This is a genomic window from Amycolatopsis sp. NPDC001319 (assembly GCF_042896185.1).
GTDB lineage: Bacteria > Actinomycetota > Actinomycetes > Mycobacteriales > Pseudonocardiaceae > Amycolatopsis.
On the sequence record NZ_JBIAWY010000012.1, the window covers coordinates 69,099 to 93,010 of the forward strand.

Annotated in this window: 18 protein-coding genes; 7 read left to right on the forward strand and 11 right to left on the reverse strand. The window is 72.5% G+C overall.

Annotated elements, in window-relative coordinates; genetic code table 11:
* Positions 1-10 precede the first annotated feature (10 nt).
* The 4 genes from ACFY1H_RS37270 to ACFY1H_RS37285 form a co-directional block, all read right to left on the reverse strand.
* Positions 11-1,936, reverse strand: coding sequence for a maleylacetate reductase and hydroxyquinol 1,2-dioxygenase domain-containing protein (locus tag ACFY1H_RS37270; RefSeq protein ID WP_386954412.1), 1,926 nt, complete (start codon positions 1,934-1,936; stop codon positions 11-13).
* 110 nt (positions 1,937-2,046) lie between these two features.
* The gene (locus ACFY1H_RS37275; RefSeq protein ID WP_366583522.1) at positions 2,047-2,931 is read right to left on the reverse strand and encodes an AraC family transcriptional regulator; all 885 of its coding nucleotides are present in this window, start codon (positions 2,929-2,931) and stop codon (positions 2,047-2,049) included.
* A 454-nt stretch (positions 2,932-3,385) separates the two neighbouring features.
* The gene (locus ACFY1H_RS37280) at positions 3,386-4,210 is read right to left on the reverse strand and encodes an NAD(P)-dependent oxidoreductase (RefSeq protein WP_366583523.1); all 825 of its coding nucleotides are present in this window, start codon (positions 4,208-4,210) and stop codon (positions 3,386-3,388) included.
* Between the two features lie 43 nt (positions 4,211-4,253).
* On the reverse strand, positions 4,254-5,063 hold the full coding sequence (locus tag ACFY1H_RS37285; RefSeq protein WP_220241887.1) for an IclR family transcriptional regulator: 810 nt from the start codon (positions 5,061-5,063) through the stop codon (positions 4,254-4,256).
* A 217-nt stretch (positions 5,064-5,280) separates the two neighbouring features.
* Here ACFY1H_RS37285 and ACFY1H_RS37290 point away from each other — a divergent pair, with 217 nt between their 5' ends.
* From ACFY1H_RS37290 to ACFY1H_RS37315, 6 genes are all read left to right on the forward strand, one after another.
* A complete protein-coding gene (locus tag ACFY1H_RS37290) occupies positions 5,281-6,222 on the forward strand; it encodes a 5-dehydro-4-deoxyglucarate dehydratase (protein ID WP_366583524.1) in 942 nt (313 codons plus the stop codon).
* Entirely contained in the window at positions 6,219-7,475 is a 1,257-nt protein-coding gene (locus ACFY1H_RS37295; protein ID WP_386954416.1) for a glucarate dehydratase family protein, read from the forward strand. Before ACFY1H_RS37290 ends, ACFY1H_RS37295 begins: the two co-directional genes overlap by 4 nt.
* Before the next feature lie 4 nt (positions 7,476-7,479).
* Positions 7,480-8,628: a hypothetical protein gene (locus ACFY1H_RS37300; RefSeq protein WP_386954419.1), complete on the forward strand. Its 1,149-nt coding sequence runs from the start codon at positions 7,480-7,482 to the stop codon at positions 8,626-8,628.
* Positions 8,629-8,674: 46 nt separating this feature from the next.
* Positions 8,675-10,129, forward strand: coding sequence for an aldehyde dehydrogenase (NADP(+)) (locus tag ACFY1H_RS37305; protein ID WP_386954422.1), 1,455 nt, complete (start codon positions 8,675-8,677; stop codon positions 10,127-10,129).
* Positions 10,130-10,237: 108 nt separating this feature from the next.
* The gene (locus ACFY1H_RS37310) at positions 10,238-12,631 is read left to right on the forward strand and encodes a polysaccharide lyase 8 family protein (RefSeq protein WP_386954425.1); all 2,394 of its coding nucleotides are present in this window, start codon (positions 10,238-10,240) and stop codon (positions 12,629-12,631) included.
* 146 nt (positions 12,632-12,777) lie between these two features.
* A complete protein-coding gene (locus tag ACFY1H_RS37315; RefSeq protein ID WP_386954696.1) occupies positions 12,778-14,253 on the forward strand; it encodes a flavin-containing monooxygenase in 1,476 nt (491 codons plus the stop codon).
* Positions 14,254-14,320: 67 nt separating this feature from the next.
* Here ACFY1H_RS37315 and rpmJ read toward each other — a convergent pair whose 3' ends face one another.
* The 6 genes from rpmJ to ACFY1H_RS37345 form a co-directional block, all read right to left on the reverse strand.
* Positions 14,321-14,443 (reverse strand): 50S ribosomal protein L36, encoded by a 123-nt coding sequence (rpmJ, locus tag ACFY1H_RS37320; RefSeq protein WP_326836634.1) that lies wholly within the window; start codon positions 14,441-14,443, stop codon positions 14,321-14,323.
* Positions 14,444-14,503: 60 nt separating this feature from the next.
* Entirely contained in the window at positions 14,504-15,673 is a 1,170-nt protein-coding gene (locus ACFY1H_RS37325; RefSeq protein ID WP_366583529.1) for a VWA domain-containing protein, read from the reverse strand.
* Positions 15,670-17,850, reverse strand: a complete 2,181-nt coding sequence (locus ACFY1H_RS37330; protein ID WP_386954429.1) for a DUF5682 family protein — start codon at positions 17,848-17,850, stop codon at positions 15,670-15,672. The genes ACFY1H_RS37325 and ACFY1H_RS37330 overlap by 4 nt, the downstream gene beginning before the upstream one ends.
* Entirely contained in the window at positions 17,847-18,932 is a 1,086-nt protein-coding gene (locus ACFY1H_RS37335) for an AAA family ATPase (RefSeq protein ID WP_386954432.1), read from the reverse strand. The genes ACFY1H_RS37330 and ACFY1H_RS37335 overlap by 4 nt, the downstream gene beginning before the upstream one ends.
* Positions 18,929-20,371, reverse strand: coding sequence for a DUF5691 domain-containing protein (locus tag ACFY1H_RS37340; protein WP_366583532.1), 1,443 nt, complete (start codon positions 20,369-20,371; stop codon positions 18,929-18,931). Before ACFY1H_RS37340 ends, ACFY1H_RS37335 begins: the two co-directional genes overlap by 4 nt.
* A gap of 241 nt (positions 20,372-20,612) precedes the next feature.
* Positions 20,613-21,953, reverse strand: a complete 1,341-nt coding sequence (locus ACFY1H_RS37345; protein ID WP_386954436.1) for an SWIM zinc finger family protein — start codon at positions 21,951-21,953, stop codon at positions 20,613-20,615.
* 77 nt (positions 21,954-22,030) lie between these two features.
* Between ACFY1H_RS37345 and ACFY1H_RS37350 the strand changes: the two genes are divergently transcribed.
* Positions 22,031-22,684, forward strand: a complete 654-nt coding sequence (locus ACFY1H_RS37350) for a maleylpyruvate isomerase family mycothiol-dependent enzyme (RefSeq protein ID WP_366583534.1) — start codon at positions 22,031-22,033, stop codon at positions 22,682-22,684.
* A 63-nt stretch (positions 22,685-22,747) separates the two neighbouring features.
* On the opposite strand, the gene ACFY1H_RS37355 is transcribed toward ACFY1H_RS37350, so the two are convergent.
* Positions 22,748-23,902, reverse strand: coding sequence for an NAD-dependent epimerase/dehydratase family protein (locus ACFY1H_RS37355; protein ID WP_366583535.1), 1,155 nt, complete (start codon positions 23,900-23,902; stop codon positions 22,748-22,750).
* Positions 23,903-23,912: the final 10 nt, after the last annotated feature.

Sequence of the window (23,912 nt, forward strand, 5' to 3'; positions counted from 1 at the left end):
GGAGTCCTCGTCAGTGCGCGGGGGCGGGGGAGATGCGGAACGTGAAGTCGAGGCGGCGCCAGCCGTTCGCGGGCTCGCGGCCGTCGGGTGCGGCACCGGACTGCTCGGCGAAGTCGACGATCAGCCCGTCCTTGACGCCGAACACGGTGTCGGAGTCGAGGTAGTCGCCGCCCCGGACGAACAGCTGGGTCACGAGCGTGCGGAAGCCCGGCTTGGCGATCATGAAGTGCACGTGCGGCGCGCGGAACGGGTGGCGCTCGACCGCGTCGAGCATGTGCCCGACCGGGCCGTCGGCCGGGATCGGGTAGGCCGAGGGCACGATGGTCCAGAACTTGAGCCGGCCGTCGGCGTCAGTGCGGAAGCGCGCGCGCAGGACCGGACCGTCGATGTCGGGGAGCTGGACGTCGTAGAAGCCGTCCTCGTTGGACTGCCAGACGTCGACGATGGCGTCGGCGATCGGGGCGCCGTGGGTGTCGGTGACGGTGACGTCCGTCCACAGGGGAGTGCCGGGTAGTCCGTCGGCGAGGTCGGCGCCTTGGGCGGTTTCGGGTGGGCCTTGGACGTAGAACGGTCCGAGGACGGCGGAGGGGGTGGTGTCGGGTGTGCGGGAGTTGGTGAGGACGTCGACGACGCTGGAGACGCCGAGGGTGTCGGACAGGAGGATGAATTCCTGGCGTTTGTCGTCGGAGATCTGGCCGGTGCGGGTGAGGAACCCGATGGCGTGTTCCCATTCCTCCTGGGTGAGGTCGGTGCGGACCACGTAGGAGTGCAGGGTGCGCACGAGTTCTTGGAGGAGTTCGCGCAGGCGGGGGTCGGGGGTGGCGGCGAAGCTGTTGACGACTTCGGTGGTGAGGCTGCGCAGGTCGGGTTTGGTGCCTGCGGCGGGGGTGGGGCGGGTGCCGGTCCAGGCGTGGTGCAGGAGGTCTTCGATGCCGTCGCGGGTGACTTCGCGGGGGTTGGGGTAGGGCTTGGCGGTGGCGATTTCTGCGGCGGTGGTGATGTCGTTCTCGGTGAACCCGAGCTCGGCCAGCGAGTGCGGGACGGGTAGGGCGGCGATGAGGTCGTAGACGCCGGTGGCGGCGTCGGGTGCGCCGAGGGCCTCGGCGATGCGGCGCATGGCGTCGGGGGCGCCGGTGGTGTTGTAGGCCATGGCGTAGGGCAGGACGACGGTGTGGGTTTCGGAGTGGGGCAGGTTGAAGCTGCCGCCGAGGGTGTGGCAGAGCTTGTGGTGCAGGGCCATGCCGACGGAGCCGAGGCAGGTGCCGGCGAGCCAGGCGGCGCGCAGGGCTTTGCCGCGGGCGTCCGCATCGGAGGGATCGGCGGCGATGCGGGGGAGGGCGGTGGCGAGCAGGCGGATCGCTTCGAGGGCGAACTGGTCGACGATCGGGTTGGCGTCGGGTGAGTAGAGGGCCTCGACGGCGTGGGCCATGGCGTTGACGCCGCTGGTGAGTGACACCTGGACCGGCAGTTTCAGGGTGAGGTCGACGTCGTAGACGACGACCTCAGGCAGCACCTTGGGTGAGGTCTGGGTGGTTTTGCGCCCGTCGGCGGTCTCGCCGAGCACCGGGGTCATCTCGGAGCCGGCGTAGGTGGTGGGCACGATGATCTGCGGCAGGTCCGTGCGCAACGCGATCGCCTTGGCCAGACCGGTCGTCGAGCCGCCGCCGATGGCGAGGACGCAGTCGACGTCGTTCTCGGTCACGACCTTGAGCGCGCGCTCGGTCACGTCCACGGGGGTGTGCATCGCGGCCTCGTCGAAGCGGGCGGCGAGCAGCGGGCCGAGCGAGTCGGCGACGCGGTCCGCAGGCCCCGCCAGCGGCGGGCTGCCCAGCAGCAGGACGCGGGTGGCGCCGAGGCGGCGCACCTCGTCGGGCAGCGAGGCGAGGGTGCCGCTGCCGAAGACGACCCGGGCCGGGTTCGCGGTGTAGCTGAACATCGTTGGTCCTTCCACGCGGGTGCCTCGAGTATCCGGATGTCGCCGCCCGGTTTCCTGCACGTTCCTGCCGCACAGGCAGCACGAAACGCGCGCGTCACCCGGAGGGGTGCTTATCCCTCGCGCCGCAGGGCGGCCGGAGTGGTACCGAGCTGCGTGCGCAGCACCCGCGTGAGGTGCTCCTGGTGTGAGAAGCCGCAGCCCGCCGCGATGTCGGCGATCGGGTCGCTGGACGTGCGCAGCAGCAGCCGGGCCTGCTCGACGCGCAGCTTCAGCAGGTACTGGTGCGGGGGCAGGCCGGTGCGGGCCTTGAAGCGGCGGGCGAACCGGCTCACGCTCAGCCCGGTCACGGCCGCGAGCTCCGGCAGCCCCAGGGGTTCCGCGAGCCGCTCGGTCATCAGGTCGCGCACGCGGCCGAACTGCCGGTCCGACAACGCGGCGGGCGCCGCCGGGGCCGGTTCGGCGGCGGTGCCCCCGGCCCGGTGGCGGCGGGCGAGGTGCGTGGCCACGAGGGCGCACAGCTGGTCGGCGTACGTGCGGGCGCTCGGCTCCCAGTCGCGGACCACGCCGTCGAGCGAGAGCAGGAGCTGCTCCAGCAGCGGGTCGACGGTGCCGAGCTCCTCCGAGAGCCGGATCGGCGTGTCGGTGCCCGCGGCCTCCTGCACGGCCGAGTCGGCGACGTACACGTGCAGCGTGTCGAGCTCCCCGCCCAGCTCCACGGACAGGTCCGCGTGCGAGGGCTGCAGGAACAGCCCACCGGCCGGCACGCGCCGGCTCTGCTCGCGGGGCGTACCGACCCGCCGGCGGACCGTCACGGGCCCGGCGAGGTGCAGGATCAGCTGGTGGGTCGGCGCGGCCCCGAACAGGCCGCGGTGGGGCCGCTCGTGCTGCTTCGACAGGTAGAGGTGCTCCCAGCCGAGACCGGCGCTGGTGCGTTCGGGCCGGATCCAGGGCAGCGCGAGGATGCCGTTGGTGTCGGCGGCCGAAAGCTCACCCACCCGCGCCCTCCTTGTCACGCCGTCTCCGAACACCACGAGTGTAGGCGCCCGCGCGGCTCCGCCGGACGCGTGAAGGCCCGCCGGGCAGGTCGGCGGGCCTTCACGGGCGGCTCGGGCTCTCGGACCGGTCGCGACACCCCGGTTCGGGGATGCGCGGGAGGTCCGTATCCGGGCGGTGCGCGGGCCGCTGGGGCCGCGGAGGTCGGCTGCCGAGCGGGCCTGACGTGGGTGGCTTGTGCAGGTTCAGTCGGTGACGCCGGGGCTCATGCCGACGCCCGCCGGCCGCGCCCGAAAGCGCGCACGTCCACGACCACGCTGCGTTCGGCCTGGCCCTCGCCACCGCGTCTGCTTCCGCGACCCGGCCGGTCCGTGGCGGAGCGGTTCGTACTTCCCGAACAGCACCGGCCTCCCCGGCCGAACGCTCGGCTGGGACAGCCCAGCCGAGCGAGCCGGCTCAGAGCGGGTTGAACTGCCCGAGCGGTGCGGTGCAGAACGGGCCGCCCACGAACTCGGCGGCAGCGCCCGTCGGGGCGGGCTTGCCGGCGAGCTGGTCGGCGTAGGTCTCGGCGTTGTCGAGGGACTTGTAGCCCAGCGCTTCGGCCTCGGCGAGCGAGTAGACGCGGCGGGTGTTGTCCGAGACGCCCCAGACCAGGCGGTAGCCGGGAGAGGGTGCGCTGAGGCAGGCCTCGAACAGGCGCGCGCCGTCGTCGGGGGAGAGCCAGGTGGTCAGGCCGCGCGGGCCGAGCGGCAGCGGTGTCTCGAAGCACGAGCCGATGCGGATCACGATCACGTCCATCGCGAACCGCGACGCGTACAGGCTGCCCAGCGACTCGATGGCCGCCTTGCTCACGCCGTAGTAGGTGTCGGGGCGCGGGCTCGAGTCCGCAGGCAGCCCGGCGGTACCGGCGTCGGCGTTGCGGCGGAAGCCCACGGCGTGGTTGCTCGACGCGAGGATCACCCGCTTGATCCCGGCTTCGCGGGCGGCTTCGAGCACGGTGTGGGTGCCGTTGATGTTGACGTCGAGCGTGGCTTCCCACGTGTTCTCGCGGCTGTGGCCGCCGAGGTGGATCAGGGCGTCGGCACCGGCGCAGGCCGCCGCCATCGCCTCGCGGTCGGTGACCGAGCCGGTCACGATCTCGACGGCCTCACCGGTCTCGGCCGGGGCCTGCTCGGCCAGGTCGAGCAGCCGCAGCACCCGGCCGGGCTTGCGCAGCCGCGGGCGCATCAGGGTGCCGACGATGCCTGCCGATCCGGTGATCAGCACGCGCTGGTCTGCCATGGGGTTCCTCTCGAAACGCTTCGCAACAGGGGAATGGCGGCGGTCAGCGGATGCCGGCCCGGCGCAGCTGCTGCCCGAGCTCGGCGGTCGTCTCGGCCAGGAGTTCGCCGACGCGCTGCACGTCGGCGTCGGTGACCTGGCCGACCGGCATCGAGCAGCTCATCGCGTCGGTGCCGGGGATGCGGTAGGGGATCACGGCGGCGACGCAGCGGACGCCGAGCGTGCCTTCCTCGATCTCGGCGGCGTAGCCGACTTCACGGGTGCGCGCGAGGTCGGCGTGGAGCTGCTCGCGAGTGGTGATGGTGTGCGGGGTGAGCGGCGGGAGCTTCGCCGGCATCAGCTCTTCGATCTCGTCGTGCGTCAGCTCGGCGAGCAGCGCCTTGCCCAGCGCCGTGGCGTGGGTGGGCAGCGTGCGGCCGACGCGCGAGACGAGGTGCGTCGAGTGCTGCGACTCGCGGGTCTCGAGGTACACGACCTCGGTGCCGTTGCGGCGCGCGAAGTGCGCGGTGAACCCGGTCTTCTCGCGGATGCGCTCCAGCGCCTCGGTGGCGAACGGGACGATCGCGTCGCGGTCGAGGTAGGCGGTGCCGCAGATCAGCGCGCGCACGCCGAGGCGGTAGCGCGCGGTGTTCGCGTCGGCTTCGAGCCAGCCGGCTTCCAGCAGCGTGCGCAGCAGGCCGTGGAGGCTGGAGCGCGGGAAGCCGGTGCGCGCGTGCAGGTCCGAGAGCGACAGCCACACGTCGTTGGCCGCGAACGTCTCGATGAGGTCGATGGCGCGCCGCGCGGACTTCACGCCCGCGCTCTCCGCACCGGGCGTCGCGATCCGCTCCGCGGTGGCCGGCTTCTGCGCCATGTGCGTCCTCCAACCGGGCCGTTGACTTGTGACTCCGGCCATATTAGCGTCCCGAACAGCATTCTTATGGATGAACATAATCAGCATAACAGACTCCATTCAAGAATGTGAACACCGGGGCGGTCTCGAGCGATCAGACGGCGGCGGTGGGATCGTCGAACCCGTGACCGGGCACGCCACCCGGACGCCCCGACGAGGACGGAAAGAGCAGAAACTGATGGCACAGCCCAAGATCGAGCTGGACGGCCTGCTGGCGTTCCCGCTGACGCCGTTCACCGAGGACCTCGAGGTGAACCTCGACGGGTTCGCGGAGAACGTGGAGAGCCACGTGGCCGCCGGCGCGGGGGCGTTGTTCGTCGCCTGCGGCACGGGCGAGTTCTCCTCGCTGTCGCCCGACGAGGTCGCGGCGCTGCTGGCGCGGGCGCGCGAAGTCGTGGCCGGGCGCGTGCCGGTGTGGGTCGGGGCGGGTGGCGGTGCGGCCGCCGCGCGCGCGGGCGTGGCCGCGGCGCAGGCCGGTGGCGCCGACGGGGTGCTGCTGCTGCCGCCGTACCTGGTGTCCGGGCCGCAGGCGGGGCTGGTCGATTTCGTGCGGTTCGCCGTGGGCGGCACGTCGGTGCCGGTGATCGTGTACCACCGCAGCACCGGGGTGTTCACGGCGCCGTCGGCGGCGCGGCTGCTCGACATCCCGTCGATCGTCGGGCTCAAGGACGGGTACGGCGACGCGGAGGTGATGACGCGCATCGTCACCACCATCCGGTCGCTGGGCACGCAGCGGTCCGCGGATTTCCTGTTCTTCAACGGGTTGCCGACGGCGGAGGTCTCCGCGAAGGCGTACGCGGCGATCGGCGTGGCGCGGTATTCCTCGGCGGTGCACTGCTTCGCGCCGGAGATCGCGCACCGCTTCCACCGTGCGCTGGCCGAGGGCGACACCGAGGTGATGGACACGTTGCTGGCCGGGTTCTACCTGCCGCTGGTGGCGTTGCGCGACGAGACGCCGGGCTTCGCGGTGTCGCTGGTCAAGGCCGCGGCGCGGTTGCGCGGGGACAAGGTCGGCACGGTCCGGCCGCCGCTGGTGGAGCCGACGACCGAGCAGATCGACCGGCTCGGCGGGATCGTCGAGCGCGGGTTCGAGGTGCTCAAGGGGATCGAGGGCCGATGAAGATCCGGGATGTGGTGCTCACGCCCGTCGCGTTCGCGGATCCGCCGCTGCTGAACGTGATGGGGGTGCACGAGCCGTTCGCGTTGCGCAGCGTCGTGCAGGTGGTGTGCGACGACGGGGTCGTCGGCCTGGGCGAGTCCTACGGCGACGCGGCGTTTCTGGGTGAGGTGCGCAAGGTCGTGCCGGAGCTGGCCGGGCACGACGTGTTCGACCTGCCGGGGTTGAAGCAGATCGTGACGCGCGTACTGGCCGGGACGGTGCTGACGGACGAGCACGGGCTGATCGGCGGGTTCTCCATCCGCAAGACGATCGCCAGTGTGTATTCGCTGTTCGAGGTCGCGTGTCTGGACGCGCAGGGGCAGGTGCTGGGGCGTCCGGTGGTCGATCTGCTGGGCGGCAAGGCTCGCGACGCCGTGGATTTCTCCGCGTACCTCTTCTACAAGTACGGCGCGCACGTCGGGGCCGAGGCGGATTCCTGGGGCGAGGTGGTCACGCCGGAAACGCTCGTCGGCGAAGCGCAGCGGATGGTCGAGCAGTACGGATTCCGCTCGATCAAGCTCAAGGGCGGCGTGTTCGAGCCGGACCAGGAGATCGAGGGCATCCGCGCGTTGGCCGAGGCGTTTCCCGGGCACCCGTTGCGGATCGACCCGAACGCCGCGTGGACCGTCGAAACGGGCATCCGCGTGGCCCGGGAGCTCGACGGCGTGCTGGAGTACCTCGAAGACCCGACGCCGGGCATCGAGGGCATGGCCCGCGTCGCCGCCGAGGCGAGCATGCCGTTGGCCACCAACATGTGCGTGGTCAACTTCGGCGACATCGAGCCCGCGTTCCGCGCCCGCGCGATCGGGGTTCTCCTGTCGGACCACCACTTCTGGGGCGGGATGCGCGACACCCAGGCGCTGTCGGTCCTGTGCGAGACCTTCGGGGTCGGGCTGTCGATGCACTCCAACAGCCACCTCGGCATCAGCCTGGCCGCGATGGTCCACGTGGCCGCGGCGACGCCGCACCTGACTTACGCGTGTGACACGCACTGGCCGTGGAAGACCACCGACGTGATCGTGCCCGGGGTACTGGATTTCATCGAGGGCGCGGTGGCGGTGCCGGACAAGCCGGGGCTGGGCATCGAGCTGGATCAGGACGCGCTGGCCCGCGCGCACGAGGACTACGTCCGATGTGGACTGACGAAACGGGACGACGTGACCTACATGCGCTCCTACGTACCGGACTTCGCCCCCAACACGGCCCGGTGGTGATCCCGTGAAGGTGACCGGATACGCCTACTCCTGGGACGTCCTCGGCGATCCCGGCTTCGTGGAGCGCGTGCAGGACCTGGAGGTGGACGAGGTCGCCGTGGCGCTGACCTACCACAGCGCCCGGGCCGCCACGCCGTACTCCGCCGAGCGCACCTCGGTGATCGCGCGCACGGCGGCGAGCTACCGGCCCGTGCGCGACGAAGCGTGGCAGGGCCGGGAACTGCGTCCGTCCACTCCGGACTGGGTCGCGCCGCCCGACAGCGGCGGTGACGCCGTGCGCCTGCTCAACGCCGCCGGGATTCCCGCTGCCGCCTGGATCGTGCTCACGCACAACTCGCAGCTGGGCACGGCTTTTCCGCAGTACACCGTGCAGAACTGCTTCGGCGAGTCCTATCCGTGGGCGCTGTGCCCGGCTCAGCCCGCCGTGCGCGAGTACGCCGCGACACTGACGGCCGAGGCCGTGGCGGGCCTGGAGCTCTCGTCGGTGATCCTGGAGGCGTGCGGCCCGCTCGGCGCGGTGCACCAGCACCAGCACGAGAAGACCGACGGCGTGTGGGCGCCGGCGGTGGCGCGGCTGCTGTCGATCTGCTGCTGCACCGCGTGCGGCGAGGGCTGGACCGGTCTCGACGCCGCCGAGGTGCGCGCGACACTGCGCACGGAGGTCCGCCGGCTGCTCGACACGGCCGACCTCACCGTGACCGCGGACCGGCTGCCGGCCGCGCTCAAGGACACCGTGCTCGCCGGACGTCAGCGCGCCACCGACGCGTTGCGCGCCGCGGTGCTCGCCGAGCTGGCGCCGGGCACGCGGATCGTGCTGCACGGCGCGCTCGACCCGTGGGTCACCGGCGCGCTGCCGGGCCTCACGCCGACCGCGGCCGGCGACGCCGCCGTGGTCGTGCTGCAGAACTGGGCGCCGGGCCAGGGCAGCGTCGACGCCGTGGCCGCGGCCCGCCGGGCGCTGCCCGAGAACGTCGCGGTGGGCAGCTACATCACCGCCGTCGCCGCGAGCCCCGTGCCCGACATCGACGCGTACGTGACCGAGCTCGGCAAGGCCGGCGCGGCCGAGCTGCACCTCTACCATCTGGGCTTGGCGGGTCCCGGCCGGTGGCCGGACCTGCACGCGGCCACGGCGGCCGCACACAGCCTGCCCTGAAACCGTGCCCGACCCTGAGCGATCCACCGAGGAGACACGTTCCACCATGAGCCGAGAAACCTCCGCACCGGAGCTCGAGCGCACCCTCGCCGCCGCGGCCGCGGCCGCCCGCCCGTTCGCGGCGAGCACGCCCGCCGAGCGCGCCGGCTGGCTCGAAGCCGCCGCCGACGCTCTTGACGCCGAAGCCGAGGAGCTGATCGCCCTCGCCCACACCGAGACCCACCTGCCCGCCGCGCCGCGCCTGAAGGGCGAGCTCGCCCGCACCACGTTCCAGCTGCGCCTGTTCGGTCAGGTCCTGCGCGACGGCGCGTTCCTCGGGGCCACCGTCGACCACGCCGACGCCGAATGGCCCATGGGCCCGCGCCCCGACATCCGCCGGGTGCTCGTGCCGATCGGCCCGACGCTGGTGTTCGCGGCCAGCAACTTCCCGTTCGCGTTCAGCGTCGCGGGTGGCGACACGGCGTCCGCGCTGGCCGCGGGCTGCCCGGTGATCCTCAAGGCGCACCCGGGCCACGAGGAGCTGTCCACGCGCACGGGCGAGATCGTCGTCGGCGCGCTTGCCGCCGCCGGGGCGCCCGCGGGCGTGTTCGCCGTGATCCACGGGTTCGAGCAGGGCGTGACCGCGCTCAAGGACCCGCGCGTCCAGGCCGCCTCGTTCACCGGCTCCGTGCCGGGTGGGCGCGCGCTGTTCGACATCGCCGTCTCGCGGCCCACGCCGATCCCGTTCTACGGCGAGCTCGGCAGCGTGAACCCGGTCGTCGTCACGCCGGGCGCGGTCGCCCAGCGCGGCGAGGCCGTGGCGAAGGCGTACGCGGGGTCGTTCAGCCTCGGGGCCGGCCAGTTCTGCACGAAGCCGGGCCTGCTGTTCCTGCCGGAGGGCCACGGTCTCGACGACGTGCTGCGCGAAGCCGTCGGCGCCGTCGCGGGCCAGCCGATGCTCAACGAGCGCATCGCGCAGGGCTTCGCGCACAAGCTCTCCGAGCTGCGCCAGGCGCCGGGCGTGACCACGGTGGTCGACGGCACGCACCAGGGCGAGTCGTTCACCCCGAGCCTGCTCTCGACCACGGCCAAGGAGTTCCTGGCCGGCGGCGAAGCGGTGCGCGAGGAGCACTTCGGTCCCGCGTCGCTCATCGTCACCTACAGCGACGCCGACGAGCTCATCGGCGTGCTCGACACGCTGGAGCCGGGCCTGACCGCGACGGTGCAGGGCGAGGCCGACGAGGCCGACTACGTCCGCCCGCTGCTGCCCGCGCTGACCCGCCTGGCCGGGCGGCTGCTGTGGAACGACTGGCCCACCGGCGTCACGGTGAGCTGGGCGCAGCAGCACGGCGGCCCGTACCCGGCCACCACCGCGCCCACCAGCACGTCGGTCGGCACCGCCGCCATCGAGCGGTTCCTGCGCCCGGTCGCGTGGCAGGGCTTCCCCGACGCGCTGCTGCCCGAGCCGCTGCAGGAGGACAACCCGTGGCAGCTGCCGCGGCGCACGGACGGAGCGCGCTGACCGGTTTTCCCGCCTGAGTTTTCCGCGGCGTCACCACAACTGAATTCCCCTTCGAGGTCCCCGAAAATCCCGCAAGCCAAGGACGTCTTGATCCTGGGAGGCATTGTCATGCCCGTAAACCGGAGAACTGCCCTGCGCGGCGGCGCCGTCGCGGCCGCCTCGGTGGCCCTGACCGCCGCCGCGCACCCCGCTCTTGCCGCGGGCGCCGTCGCGGCGGGTTCCGTGCCCGCCGCGAACGGTGCGGCCACGGATCCGCTGAAAGCGATCGTGGCCGGCTACCGCGAGCTGCAGACCGGGATCAACCGGCCGTCACCGGAGCGCACGGCCGCGCTGCAGAACCTCGGCCGCGTCGCGAAGGCCTACAACGACACGATGACCGTCACCGGCGGTCCACTGTGGCCCGACCTGCCGCTCGGACCGGGCAGCGACTACACCACGTCGATGTACGCGCGGCTGCGCGCCATCGCCGTCGACTGGGGTACGCCGGGCGGCACGCTCTCGGGCGACCCGCAGGTGCTCGACCGCATCAAGAAGGCGCTCGAGCTGATCTACGCCAGCCAGTACAACCCGCAGGTCGGCGAGATCGGCAACTGGTACACCTACGAAATCGGCGTGCCGTACTACGTACTGCACACCCTCGTCACGGTCGCCGACGAGCTGACGGCCGACGAGCTCGCGCGCTACGTCAGCCCGATCAAGCGGTTCGTGGGCAACCCCAACGTGCGGGCCAACAGCCCGGGCACGGTCGAGACCGGCGCCAACCGCGCCGACAAGGCCCTGATCTCCATCGTCTCCGGCGCGCTCATCGGCGACACCGCGTGGATCAAGACGGGCATCGACGCACTCACCGACGTCGCCGGCGGCGGCGCGGCGAGCCTCGTGGCCAAGCTGGACAAGGCCGGCAGTGACGGCTTCCACGTGGACGGCTCGTTCATCCAGCACGACACCATCCCGTACCCCGGGCACTACGGCATCGTGCTGCTGACCGCGCTCTCCGGCGCGATCCACGTGACCGAGGGCACCGAGTACGCGCTGCCCGAGGACCTCAAGCAGAAGATCTACGCGCTCGTGCCCGACACCTTCGCCCCGTTCGTCTACGCGGGCGCGCTGATGGAGCCGGTGCGCGGGCGGATGCTCTCGCGCCAGGGCGAGACCGGCCACGACATCGGGCACCAGCTCACCGTCGCCACGCTCGTGCTGGCGCGCGCGGCCACCGGTGCGGCCAAAGCCGAGCTGTCGGGCCTCGCGGCGAAGTGGATCTCCGAAGGCACCTACGCGCCGTTCCTGGAGATCCCCGACCCGGAGCGGTTCGCGCCCGGCCCGGACCTCGTGGCGACGCCGGGCATCGAGTTCGCGCAGGAGATGCTCGCGACCCACGTGCGGCCGACGCCGATCACGGCGACGCACCGGATCTTCGGCCAGCAGGACCGGATGCTGCACGTGACCGAGGGCTGGTCGAGCTCGCTCGCGGTGGGGTCCACCCGGATCTCGCGCTACGAGTCGATCAACGGCATGAACCAGCACGGCTGGTACGTCGGCGACGGCGTGCTCTACCTGTTCCTGCCGAACGCCAAGGGCCACTACTCCGACGCCTACTGGCCGACCGTCGACCCGCTGCTGCTGCCGGGCGCCACCACCAAAGCCGGACCGACGGGCGCGCTGCAGTCCACGCCGATGTCGACGAAGGCCCACGTCGGCGGCGTGCGCTGGGACGCGCGCCACGGCGCGTACGCGATGGACTTCGTGTCGCTCGACGGCACGCTCACCGCGAAGAAGTCGTGGTTCTTCACCCCGGCGGGCGTCGTCTGCCTCGGCGCGGGAATCACCGACACGTCGGGGCAGCAGGTGCGGACCACCATCGAGAACCGCAGCCTGGGGGAGAACGGCCGGGGCACGCTGCTGGCCGACGCACGGCTCGTGTCGTCCGCGCCGGGGCGCACGACGTCGCTGCGCAACCCGCGCTGGTTGCACCTCGACGGTGCCGCCGGGAACGTCGCCGGCTACGTGCTGCTCGACAAGGCCGAGGTGACCGCGCTGCGCGAGGACCGCACCGGTGCGTGGCGCGACATCGACACGGGCGCGAACACCAAGGGCACAACCGATCCGTACACGCGGCGTTACCAGAAGCTGGTGATCGAGCACGGAGTGAAGCCGTCGGACGCGAAGTACGCGTACGCGGTGTTGCCCGCGGCTTCGGTGGTGAGCACCGTCGCTTCGGTGCTGGCATGGCGAGTGCGGGCGAACACAGCCGCCGTTCAGGCGATTCGGCTGTGGGACAACACACTCCTCGCGAACTTCTACAAGGCGGATACTGTAGATGAGGTGACTGTCTCAGGTCCGGCTTCGGTGGCCCTGGGACGCAGCGGCTCGGGCTGGCAGCTCGCCGTCTCGGATCCGACGCAGTCGCAGGACAGCGTGAGGGTGACGGTGCGGCGCCAGACCGTGGAGGTCCCGTTGAAGGGCACCTTCGGCGCGACCCAGGTGGTGCACCTGCCGCGCTGACCCCAGGTTTCCCTGCCGGGCCGGTGATTCCCCGCCCGGCCCGGCAGGGCCCCACTTCCGAATCTCGTTCTGCCCGTGCCCCGCGGAAAAGCGCATTCCGACGGTACGATCTCGGGAACACACTCGAGCCGGGGAGAGTGATCACGATCGCCACGCACGTCGACGTCCTCGTGGTGGGTGCGGGGTTGTCCGGGATCGGGGCGGCGTGCCGCCTCCAGCTTCGGACCCCCGGCAAGACGTACGCGATCCTGGAGGCCCGCGACTCGATCGGCGGGACCTGGGACCTCTTCCGCTACCCGGGCATCCGGTCCGACTCGGACATGTTCACGCTCGGTTACCCGTTCCGGCCGTGGAAGGACCCGAAGGCCATCGCCGACGGGCCCTCGATCCTCGGCTACATCCGCGCCACGGCCGAGGCCTACGGCGTCGAGCGCCACATCCGCTTCGGGCACCGCGTGGTGTCCGCTTCGTGGTCCTCGGCCGAGGCCCGCTGGACGGTGGAGGCCGAGCACGACGGCTCGACGGTCACGTACACGTGCTCGTTCCTGTACCTGTGCAGCGGCTACTACAGCTACGACAGCGGCCACGTCGTCGACTTCCCCGGTCGCGAGGACTTCGCCGGCGAGATCGTGCACCCGCAGCACTGGCCCGCGGACCTGGACTACGCGGGCAAGAACGTGGTGGTGATCGGCAGCGGCGCCACCGCCGTGACGCTGGTGCCGGCGATGGCGCCCGAAGCGGCTTCGGTGACCATGCTGCAGCGCTCGCCGAGCTACGTCGTCGCGCGCCCCGGAGCCGACGCGCTCGCCGACCGCCTGCGGGCCGTACTGCCGGAGAACCTGGCGCACCGGCTGGTGCGCGGCAAGAACGTGGTGATGGGCACGCTGTTCTTCCAGCTCATGCGCCGCCTGCCCGAGCGCGCGGCCGCGGTCTTGCGCGACGGCGTCGCGAAGCAGCTGCCGCCGTCCATCCCCGTCGACCCGCACTTCGTGCCCGACTACAACCCGTGGGACCAGCGCCTGTGCCTGGTGCCCGACGCCGACCTGTTCCGCGCGCTGCGCAGCGGCAAGGCAGACGTGGTCACCGACCACATCAGCCGCTTCACCCCGGACGGCATCCGGCTTGAGTCCGGCCGCGAGCTGCCCGCCGACATCATCGTCACCGCGACCGGCCTGCGGATGGTCGCGTTCGGGCAGGTCGCGCTGACCGTCGACGGCCGCGAAATCAACCCGGGCGAGCAACTCGTCTACAAGGGCATGATGTTCGGCGGCATCCCCAACCTGGCGTGGTGCGTGGGCTACACCAACAACTCGTGGACGCTGCGCGCCGACCTGGCCTCGCAGTACGTCTGCCGGCTGATCTCGCACATGGACCGCCACGGCTACGTCGCGTGCGCCCCGGACCCGGGCCGCGCCCCGACCACGGGCCTGCGCCCGGTCGTCGACCTGATGTCGGGCTACATCAAACGGGCCACTCCGGCCCTGCCGAAACAGGGCGGGCGCCGCCCGTGGGTGATGCGCCAGAACTACCTGCTGGACCTGGCCGACATGCGCCTCAACCGGCTCGACGACGGCGTCATGGCCTTCCGCCGGGCGGACGAACGCATCCCGGCGCCGGCCTGAGGCCGCGGCCGAGCACAAAAAAGGGGCGCCACCCACCTGAGGTGGATGGCGCCCGACGCTGTGCAGCTCAGCCCTGGCGAGCCTTGTTCCGCGGGTTGTCACGGTTGATCACGAGGACCTTGCCGTGCCTGCGGATGACCTGCGCCCCCTGCTGGCGAGCCAGCGACCTGACCGACGCGCGAACCTTCATGGCTACCCGTCCTCTCTTCGAAGTCTCGTTCTGTCTTCTTCAACCAGATGACCGGTCGGTTTAATCCCCGCTCGCGGTGGCGGCGCTCACCCAGCGGCCGAGGTCCTCGCGGCGCAGGGCCGCGGCCATCAGCTCCGGGAACAGGTCCGGGGTGCACGCGAAGGCCGGCACGCCGAGCTCGGCCAGGGCGGCGGCGTTCTCGTGGTCGTAGAACGGCGCGCCGGAGTCCGAGAGTGCCAGCAGGGTCACGACCTGCACGCCCGAGCCGACCAGCTCGCCGACGCGGCGCAGCAGCTCGTCGCGTACGCCGCCCTCGTAGAGGTCGCTGATGAGCACCAGCAGCGTCTGCTCGGGACGCTCGACGAGGCCCTGGCAGTAGGTGATGGCGCGGTTGATGTCGGTGCCGCCGCCGAGCTGGGTGCCGAAGAGGAGCTCCACGGGGTCGTCGAGGTGCTCGGTGAGGTCCACCACGGCCGTGTCGAACGCGACGAACTTCGTGCTCAGCGCCCGCATCGAGGCGAGTACGGCGCCGAACAGGCCCGAGTAGACCACCGACTCCGCCATCGACCCCGACTGGTCCACGGCCAGGATCACCTCGCGCTGCACGCTGTGCTGCCGCCGGCCGAAGCCGACCAGCCGCTCGGGCACGATGGTCTTCAGCTCGGGGGAGTAGTGCTTCAGGTTCGTGCGCACGGTGCGGGCCCAGTCGATGTCCGCGGCGCGCGGGCGCTGCGTGTGGGCGGCCCGGTCGAGCGCGCCCCGGATCGCCGCGCGGGTGGGCTCGGCCAGCCGTTCCTCGAGCTCGGCCACGACCGTGCGCACGACCGAGCGCGCCGTCTCCTTCGTCTCCTCGGGCAGCACGCCGTTGAGCGACAGCAGCGTGCCGACCAGGTGCACGTCGGGCTCGACCGCGCTCAGCAGTTCGGGCTCCATGAGCATGCGGGTGAGCCCGAGGCGGTCGACGGCGTCGCGCTGCATCACCTGCACGACCGAACCCGGGAAGTACCGCCGGATGTCGCCGAGCCAGCGGGCGACGCGCGGCGCCGAGGAGTTCAGGGTCGCGCCGCGGCGGTCGCCCGAGCGGACGGACTCCTCGCGTCGGTCGTAGAGGGCCGCGAGCACGGCGTCGAGGCCACTGTCCTCTTCGGACAGTGAGCGGCCGGTGCCGTCCGCGCCGCCGCCGAGCACGAGGCGCCAGCGGCGCAGGCGGTCGGGGTCCGGGGTGGTCATGACGCCGCTCCGAGAAGGGTCGCGAGCACGGGCAGGGCACTGCGGGCACGGATCTCGTCCAGCTCGTCGGCGACGGAGCGGGCCGCGGGGGCGCCGCCGGAGAGGCCGGCCGCGCGTTCGCCGATGGCGCGTTTCTCCGGGCCGGCGAAGGCGCCGAAAGTGCGGCGCAGCAAGGGAAGCACTTCGGTGAACACGTCGGACGGGATGGTGCCCAGCCAGGTGTCGACGACTCGCAGCATGCGCTCGTCGTGGACCAGCAGGAGCGCGCCGCCCGCGAAGAAGCCCTCGACGTACGCCGCACCCGCGGCCGGCTCGACACCCGGGGTGAGCGCGCGGCCCAGGCGCAGCTCGACTTCCGCGCTGTCGAACAGGTCGGCGTCGTGCAGCAGCCGCACGACGCGCCCGGCCAGCAGCGGCGGCAGGGAGTCGCGGCCGGCGAGCTTGCGCAGGGCGGTGAGCCAGCGGTCGCGCGCCGCGTCGCCGAGGAGCGTGGTGGCTTCGTGGACGTTGTCGACCAGGTCGCAGAACTTCCGGGCCGCGTCGTCGTCGATGCCGTGAACGGCCGGCGGCAGCCCGGCGCACACGCGGGTGAGCAGGCGGTCCGCGACCTCCCGCAGCTGCGCGGTGTCCGTGCCGCGGACGTCGCCGTAGCGGGTGGAGCGGGCCAGCGGCGGCAGCGAGGTCATCAGGTCGGCGACGTCGGTGTCGGCCGCCGCGCGGGCGTCGAGCGCGGTCAGCACCTCCGGCAGCGCGTCGCCGAGGCCGCCCAACAGGCAGCCCTCGACAGCCGTGGTGATGTCGGCGAGCGGCGGCTTGCCGGCCATGGCCTCGCGTACGCGCGCCGAGGCCGCCGAGGCGACCGTGGTGCCGTGGACGGCGGCGGCGACCAAGTCGACCTCGAAGCCCGGCTCCCAGCACAGCGTCCACGTCTCGCGGAAGGTGCCCTTGCTGCGCGTCGCCGAGATTTCCGGGCTGCCCCAAGGGATGTCGAGCAGGCGCAGCCGGTGCAGCAGCCGTGAGCGGTCGAGGCCGCCGGGCGTGCGCAGGTCGAGGTCGAGCTCGCGCGCGGTCGGCTCGCGCTTGAGCCGCAGCCGGCGCGCGGTCGCGATCAGGTCGGCGGCGAGCGGAGCCTGCGGCACGGTTTCGGGGACTTCGCCGAGGCGTTCGCCGACGACGAGCTTGCGCGTGACGAGGTCGGCCTGCACGTCGTCGCCCGAGCACAGCACCGAGCGCGTGGCGGCGTCGACTTCCGCCAGCCCCGCCGAGGACCGGCCGCGCAGCGCGGCCAGCGTTTCGGCCAGCCGCACCGCCTCGATCACGTGCGCCGTCGAGACCGGCAGGTCCTCCTCGCGCAGCACCCCGGCGACGGCGGTGAGCCAGCGGGCGGTGACGTCGTCGGCCGTGGTGAACAGGTGGTGGTACCAGCCGGGCGAGCGCACGCCCGCGCCGTAGCCGCTCGCCGTGGCGAGCCGGCCGTGGGTCCACGGCACCCACGTGCAGACGACCTTGCGCTTGGGCAGTCCTTTGAGGACGGTCTGGTCACGGCTCGCCGGAGGCAGCGGATCGGCCAGCGCCGGCACGTGCCACGCACCGCACACCACGGCGATGCGCTCGAAGCCTTCCTTGCGTGTCTTGCGCAGCACGCCGCGCATGTACGCCTCGCGGCGCTGCTCGTGGAGGTCCGGCGGGCGATCGTCCTCACGCAGCGCGGTCATCGCCTCCGCGATCACCTCGAACGGCGACTCCCCGCCGCGCCGCGATTCCACGACGTCGTCCCACCAGCGCTCGGGGTCGTCGTACCCGCCCGCGGCGGCCAGCTCGGCGAGCGGGTCGCCGCGCGGCACGCGGTCCTCGTCGCCGAGCGCGAACTGGTGCGCGGCCGGCAGGTCGCAGAACCGCACCGGCACCCCGGCTTCCGCGGCGTAGCGCAGGGCCTGCCACTCGGGGCTGAACACCGCGAACGGCCAGAACGCCGCGCGCGACACGTCGTCGGCCGCGTATGCGAGCAGCGCGACGGGCGGCCGCATGTCCTCGTCGGCCGCCAGGTCCACGAGCTGGTCGGCTTCGGGCGGGCCCTCGATGAGCACCACGTCGGGCTCCAGCTCGGCGAGCCTCGCGGCCACCGCCCGAGCCGAACCCGGCCCGTGGTGCCGGATCCCGAGCAGGTGCGTGGTCATCCGCTGATCTCCTGCCCCGCGCGGTAGAAGTCGGCCCAGCCGTCGCGTTCGCGGACCACGGTCTCGAGGTACTCGATCCAGATCGCGCGGTCGGCGACCGGGTCCTTCACCACGGCGCCGTGGATGCCGGCCGCGACGTCCTGCGCCCGCAGCACGCCGTCGCCGAAGTGGGCGGCGAGCGCGAGGCCACCGGTGAGGACGCTGATCGCCTCGGCCGTCGACAACGTGCCCGACGGGGTCTTGACCGCCGTGCGCCCGTCTTCGGTGCGGCCGGCGCGCAGCTCGCGGAACACCGTGACGACGCGGCGGATCTCGGTCAGCTCGGCCGCTTCGGCCGGCAGCGCGAGCGAGGCGCCCAGCTGCGCGACCCGGCGGCTGACGATCTCCACTTCGGCCTCGGCGGTGTCCGGCAGGGGCAGCACGACGGTGTTGAACCGGCGGCGCAACGCGCTCGACAGCTCGTTCACGCCTTTGTCGCGGTTGTTCGCGGTGGCCACGAGCGTGAAGCCGGGGCGCGCCTGCACCTCGGTGCCCAGCTCGGGCACGGGGAGGGTTTTCTCCGACAGGACGGTGATCAGCGAGTCCTGCACGTCGGCCGGGATGCGGGTGAGCTCCTCGAGCCGGGCCACCTTGCCGTCGCGCATCGCGCGCAGGATGGGGCTTTCCACCAGCGCCTGCTCGCTCGGGCCCTCGGCGATCAGGCGGGCGTAGTTCCAGCCGTAGCGGATCTGCTCCTCGGCCGTGCCCGCCGTGCCCTGCACGAGCAGCGTGGAGTCGCCGCTGATGGCGGCGGCGAGGTGCTCCGACACCCAGGTCTTGGCCGTGCCCGGCACGCCGAGCAGCAGCAGCGCGCGGTCGGTGGCGAGCGTCGCGACGGCGACCTCGATCAGCCGGCGCGGGCCGACGTACTTCGGGCTGATCTCGGTGCCGTCGGGCAGCGTGCCACCCAGCAGGTACGTGACCACGGCCCACGGCGACAGCAGCCACGACGGCGGCTTCGTGCGGTCGTCGGCCGCGGCCAGCGCGGCCAGTTCACCGGCGTACTCCTGCTCGGCGTGGGGCCGGAGGACTGCGGACGTCATGAGAGCTCCTCGTGCATTTCGCGGCGGAAAGTCAGCGTTTCGGCCACGGCCCGCCGCCACGGGGCGGCTTCGCCGGGCTGGGGGATCAGGGACAGCCGGTGGCGCAGGCACGCCGGCGGCACGGCCTTGGCGATGAGCGCGGCGGCGTGGGCCACGAGCCGGTGGTCCTGCTGCGCGGCGACCCAGTCGAGCAGCACCCGGCCCAGCTCCTCGGGCCACGGTTGCGGCAGGTCGAGGATCAGCCTCGTGAGCGCTTCGACCTGCAGGCCGCGCGCCAGCTTCGCGACGGTGGCGGCCTGCTTCTCCGGCGCCAGCACCCCGACGAGCGCCGCCGTGGCCCGGCCGCCCGGCTCGGCTTCGACGAGCGCCTGTGCCCACGCTTCGTCGCGTTGCCGGATCGCCGCCGTGGCCCAGCTTTCGCGCACCACGGCGAGCGGGCAACCTTCGACGAGCATGCCCACGAGGTCGCCCGGCGTGCCGAACTCCGCCCAGAACTCCAGGGGAGTGGCGGCGATGATCGCGCGCAGCCGCGCGGTGTCCTGCCCGGGCCCGTGGGGCACGCGGACGCCGTCGCGCACCAGCGAGTCGTCCGGCCCCGGCAGCGTGACCTGCAGGACGTCGGCCCGCAGCGACCGGCTGCGCACGGTGACGCACTCCCGCAGCCGCGCCGCCATCCGCTTGCCGAGCCCGGTGCCGGGCAGCCCGCCGAGCAGCCGCACGGCGGTGTCGCGCACCGCCGCCGCGCGGTCGGCGAGGGCCGCGTCGAGGAACGGCTCGTCTTCCTGCGTGAGGTGGCGGCCCAGCAAGGCGAGGAACACCACGCGCAGGTCGGCGGGCTCCGTGCGCCACGTCGCGGTGAGCGCCGCGCGCGCCGCCGCGGGATCCTGCGCGAGCGCTCGTTCGAACCACGCCTGGCGCCGCGCGGGAGTGCCGAACTGCCACGCGTCGTCGCTGTCGTCCTCGACCTCGGCGACCAGGAACGCCCAGTCGGTGTTGCGCGCACCCAGCCACGCCCCGACCGGCCCCGCCACCTCCGCGAGCGGCGCCCGCAACGACACCCGCGCCCGCGCCGCGTCCGCCAGCGCCGGCACCAGCTCCGGGGCCACCCGGAACCCCCGTTCGGCCGCCGTCTGCAGCCACTCCTCGAGCAGCTCGGGCCGGTTCGCGTGCAGCAACCGCGCCAGCCGCTCCCGCGCGAGCGGCGGCACGAACCTCCGGCCGTCGGGCTTGGCCGGCTCTTCGCGGTGCGCGTTCGCCACGGGCAACCGGCCCGCCCGGCGGTAGTTGGTGAGCAGCGCCGCCGTGACGAGCACGGCGTCGGCCTGGTCCCCGGCCTTGCCCGCAACCTCCCGCACCTCGTCCGGCAACCCACTCACGTCCAGCCCCCGGCGGCGCGTGCCGAGCAGAGCCGTGCCGACCAGGTCTTCCCACGCCTTCATCGGCCCATCACCGCCTCGGCCTTCCCGCCGTTCCCCGAAGCCAGCCGACGCACGCGCCACCGCGCGGCCGCGGGGTGGGTGATCGATCGCGCCGGGAACGGCGCGCGGGCGTTCGGGCGAAGTCTTGGCGTGGCCGGGTTCGTGAGGCGACAAGGCCGCGTCCCCGGCACCGGGCGTCGGCGTCGTGTGGGCAGGTTTTCGCGTGGTGCCAAGGGTTTCGGGGTCTCCCTGAGGTTCGGGGTCACAGGCGCACCACGCCGTTCGGGTGCCAGCAGGTGAGGGGGCGCAGGCCGGCCGGGGTGAGTTCGGCCGCGAGGGTCACCGGGTGTTCCGCGGCGAGGGCGAGCAGGGGCCACGGGTCGACGCCCGGCAGCAGTGGCAGGGCGGCACCGTCCACATCGGACAGGGCCCAGCCGCCGGCGTGGCGGGCGGGGGTGAGGTCGGACAGCAGCACGGGCCAGCGGTCGAGCCACGGGTCGACGGCGAGGGCGTCGGCGAACGAGGCCAGGGCGTCCGCGACGGTGTCGCCGCGGGGGACCGGGGTGGGGACAGCTTGGGTGCGGTCGGCGACCAGCGCGCGCAGCGGCAGGGCGCCCGGGTGGAAGGCGAGCTCGCCGGGGACGACGTAGCCGGGCGGCAGGGAGCTGTCCAGCGGACGGCCGGGCGGGGCGAAGGACAGGACCAACGCGACGCGCCCCGAGTGCCGGCCGCGCAGCCAGGTGCGGCGGGTGCGGAGGTTGTCCTGTTCGTCGTCGACCGCGCCGGTCACGAGCCACTGGTCGGCGACGCGTTCGCCCGACTCCAGCACCTGCGCGGTGCCCGCCGAGAACCCCAGGCGGGTGCGCACGGTTTCGGCCAGCGGCGCGGGCAGCTCGTCCAGGCGAAGGGCCGCGCCGGCCAGCACGTACAGCAGCGACAGCTCGGCCAGCAGGTCACCCGGCCAGTCGCGGCCGCGGCCGACGAGCCCGGCCGCGCGACGCAGACCGCCCGCCAAACCCGGGGCCTGGGCGTCGATCATGCGTGCGGCGACCGCGCGCAGCTGCTCGGCGCCGCCGCCGGAACCCGAGCCATCCGCGAAACCACTGCTCTCGAAGGTCGCGAGACCGGCCCCGACGCGATCGGCCAGCCAGCCACGCAACTCGGCCGCGCCCGCGGTCACGCGCGCGAGCCGCTCCTGCGCGCGTTTCGCCGCGGCTTCCAGGTCCTTCGGCGCGTCCGGCTTGCGTTCGGCGCGCGATGCCCGCGCCTCACGCTCCGCGAGCCACGTGGCGACGTCGGGCTCCTCGGCGGCGAAAGGCACCTGCTCGGCCGACCACAGCAGCAGCAACCCCAATGCGTGCTTGCACGGGAATTTCCGCGACGGGCACGTGCACTTGAACGCCGGCCCCGCCAGCTCGACCACCGTGCGGTACGGCTTCGCGCCACTGCCCTTGCACGAACCCCACACCGCCCGCGCCGAAGCGCCGGCGCCCGACCACTTCGCCGGCACCGCGAGCCCGCGCCCGGCCTTGGCCGACGCCGGGTCCGGCGCGAGCCCGGCGACCTGCTCGGGACTCCAGCGCGCTGCCACCTGTTCGGCCACGTTTCCCTTGCCGCTCCGTGTTTCCGACCCCCGTGAGGGGCTGACCGGAGAAGCATCTCATCCGCGACCGACAAAATGTGCTGCCGATACGATCCGGCCCCACGATCCCACCTGTCGACGCCGTCGCCGACGCCCACCGGCGCCTCGCCGCAGCGCTCACCGACCTCACGGACGTTGCCGTGCGAGAATCCTCGCGATTGCCCGGCTGGACCCGCGGCCACGTACTGGCTCACCTCGCCGACGCTGCGCGCGCCCGCGCGCGAGTCGTCGAATTCGCACTGCGCGGTGAAGCCGTCGCGATGTGGGCGGCGGGGGAGCGGGACGCGATCATCGAGGCCACCGCCTGCCGGAGCGCCGACGAGCACCGCACCGCTGTTGACGCGCACGCAAAAACACTCGAACGCGTGTGGGAGCGCGTCGAGGACTGGCCAGCCTTCATTCCGGCGGTGTACACGCGCTGGCGCGAAGTCTGGATCCACCTTGTGGACCTGGACATCGGCGTCGGTCCGGACGACTGGGACGTGGATTTCGCTTGCCACGCCGTTGATCTGCTGAGGACACGGATCCCGGCCGGCACGAGCATGACGGCCACCGATGTTCCGCAGCGCTGGGGTGAGGGTGACGGGGTCGCCGGAGCCATCCGCGACCTGGCGGCCTGGCTCGCCGGCCGCGGTGACGGCGAGCGCCTCACCGGACCGTTGCCCCCGCTCGGCCCCTGGCCCGCCTACTGACGAAAAACGCCGGACCGCGCAACGGCGATCCGGCGTTTCAGCGTGCCAACGCGGCGAACGGGGTCAGGACTTGACCGCACCCCGCCAGCGCACGGTCGGGCGCATGCGCTCGTCGTTCACGCGGTGCTTGTTCGAACCGACGATGTCGAACAACGACTCGATCAGCGTGTCGGACAGCAGGTGCGGCTGCAGACCCAGCTCCACGAGCCCGGTGTGCTTCACGTTGTAGTAGTGCTCGGCCTGCTCCACGCGCGGGTTGTCCAGGTTCTCGATCTGGACCGGGCCGGGGAAGGTGTTCGCCACGATCTCCGCGATCTGGGCGACCGAGTAGCTCTCGGTCATCTGGTTGAACACGCGGAATTCCCCGCGGTCGGCCGGGTTCTCCACGGCGAGCCGGATGCACTCCACGGTGTCGCGGATGTCGAGCAGGCCGCGGGTCTGGCCGCCCTTGCCGTAGACGGTCAGCGGCTGGCCCAGCACCGCCTGGATCACGAAGCGGTTCAGCACGGTGCCGAACACCGCGTCGTAGTCGAACCGGGTCGCCAGGCGCGGGTCGAGCGCGGTCTGCGGCGTCTGCTGGCCGTACACCACACCCTGGTTGAGGTCGGTCGCGCGCAGGTCCCAGATGCGGCACGCGAACTCGATGTTGTGGGAGTCGTGCACCTTCGACAGGTGGTAGAAGGAGCCCGGCTTCTTCGGGTAGAGCATGCGGTCCTTGCGGCCGTTGTGCTCGACCTCGAGCCAGCCTTCTTCGATGTCGATGTTGGGCGTGCCGTACTCGCCCATCGTGCCGAGCTTCACCAGGTGGATGTCCGGGTTGATCTCGGCGATCGCGTAGAGCACGTTCAGGTTGCCGACGACGTTGTTCTGCTGCGTGTAGACGGCGTGCTCGCGGTCGATCATCGAGTACGGCGCGGACCGCTGCTCGGCGAAGTGGACGATCGAGTCGGGAGCGAAGTCGCGCACGGCCGAGTAGGTGAACTCGGCGTCGCACAGGTCGCCCTCGAACAGAGCGATCTTCTTGCCCGACACCTCTTCCCACGCCGCGATGCGCGTGGGCAGGTCTTCGATGGGGACGAGACTCTCGGCTTCGAGCTCCACGTCGTACTTGCGGCGGGCGTAGTTGTCCAGAACGGCCACTTCGTGGCCTTTGTCCGACAAGTGCAATGCCGTGGGCCAGCCGAGGTAGCCGTCACCGCCGAGAACCAGCACTCGCATTGAAGAGCCT

What these genes read in the sequence shown, in the direction of transcription:
- ACFY1H_RS37305 (WP_386954422.1), top strand. Translation starts at nt 8,675, where the DNA reads ATGAGCCGAGAAACCTCCGCACCGGAGCTCGAGCGCACCCTCGCCGCC.
- ACFY1H_RS37340 (WP_366583532.1), bottom strand. Translation starts at nt 20,371, where the DNA reads ATGAAGGCGTGGGAAGACCTGGTCGGCACGGCTCTGCTCGGCACGCGC.
- ACFY1H_RS37280 (WP_366583523.1), bottom strand. Translation starts at nt 4,210, where the DNA reads ATGGCAGACCAGCGCGTGCTGATCACCGGATCGGCAGGCATCGTCGGC.
- ACFY1H_RS37355 (WP_366583535.1), bottom strand. Translation starts at nt 23,902, where the DNA reads ATGCGAGTGCTGGTTCTCGGCGGTGACGGCTACCTCGGCTGGCCCACG.
- ACFY1H_RS37330 (WP_386954429.1), bottom strand. Translation starts at nt 17,850, where the DNA reads ATGACCACGCACCTGCTCGGGATCCGGCACCACGGGCCGGGTTCGGCT.
- ACFY1H_RS37285 (WP_220241887.1), bottom strand. Translation starts at nt 5,063, where the DNA reads ATGGCGCAGAAGCCGGCCACCGCGGAGCGGATCGCGACGCCCGGTGCG.
- ACFY1H_RS37295 (WP_386954416.1), top strand. Translation starts at nt 6,219, where the DNA reads ATGAAGATCCGGGATGTGGTGCTCACGCCCGTCGCGTTCGCGGATCCG.
- ACFY1H_RS37290 (WP_366583524.1), top strand. Translation starts at nt 5,281, where the DNA reads ATGGCACAGCCCAAGATCGAGCTGGACGGCCTGCTGGCGTTCCCGCTG.
- ACFY1H_RS37310 (WP_386954425.1), top strand. Translation starts at nt 10,238, where the DNA reads ATGCCCGTAAACCGGAGAACTGCCCTGCGCGGCGGCGCCGTCGCGGCC.
- ACFY1H_RS37325 (WP_366583529.1), bottom strand. Translation starts at nt 15,673, where the DNA reads ATGACCACCCCGGACCCCGACCGCCTGCGCCGCTGGCGCCTCGTGCTC.
- ACFY1H_RS37270 (WP_386954412.1), bottom strand. Translation starts at nt 1,936, where the DNA reads ATGTTCAGCTACACCGCGAACCCGGCCCGGGTCGTCTTCGGCAGCGGC.
- rpmJ (WP_326836634.1), bottom strand. Translation starts at nt 14,443, where the DNA reads ATGAAGGTTCGCGCGTCGGTCAGGTCGCTGGCTCGCCAGCAGGGGGCG.
- ACFY1H_RS37335 (WP_386954432.1), bottom strand. Translation starts at nt 18,932, where the DNA reads ATGACGTCCGCAGTCCTCCGGCCCCACGCCGAGCAGGAGTACGCCGGT.